Genomic DNA, 430 nt, shown 5'->3' with positions numbered 1-430 from the left:
TGGTCGTCAAGCCCAATCGATCAAATAGCCGAGCGCCCGATTCGGGCGGGCATTCGATCGACTTGGGCGAAGCCACCTCGCCGTCTTCACCTTCGGCACGGATGGCGGCAGCGATTCGCGCCCGCAACGCCAACAAGGGCATGAATTCTTCTGAGGCCACGAGCATCCAGACGGGAGCGATCGCACGGCGGGCCGTGCCAGTGCGAGCAATGACGACCATGACCAGAGGCAACTCCGGCAGCTCAGCAGGTAAAGCCGCCCTCAAACTTAGCGCCGAAGCACTGCTGATCGCCTATGCCAAAGGCAAGCGCGATTTCACCTGTCACGACCTCAGCTTGCTCAGCCTGCCACGAGCGATTTTATCCAACGCCAATTTTCACCAGTCGCGCCTGCACAAAGCGAATTTGCAAAACGCGAATTTATTTAGCGC

General features: G+C 58.8%; 2 protein-coding genes. One reads left to right on the top strand and one right to left on the bottom strand.

Annotated features, from left to right (window positions below):
* Positions 1-220: hypothetical protein (locus D7Y13_RS47500; protein WP_208734669.1), on the bottom strand; the 220-nt coding region annotated here is incomplete at its 3' end.
* Here D7Y13_RS47500 and D7Y13_RS47495 point away from each other — a divergent pair.
* On the top strand, positions 219-430 hold a 212-nt coding region (locus D7Y13_RS47495; protein WP_208734668.1), incomplete at its 3' end, for a pentapeptide repeat-containing protein. The two genes, D7Y13_RS47500 and D7Y13_RS47495, sit on opposite strands and share 2 nt — an antisense overlap.

Origin of the sequence: Corallococcus praedator (assembly GCF_003612125.1) — a bacterium.
In the GTDB taxonomy this organism is placed as follows: domain Bacteria; phylum Myxococcota; class Myxococcia; order Myxococcales; family Myxococcaceae; genus Corallococcus; species Corallococcus praedator.
The sequence above is the reverse complement of the archived record's forward strand: the minus strand, read 5'-3'. Positions and strand labels throughout refer to the sequence as shown.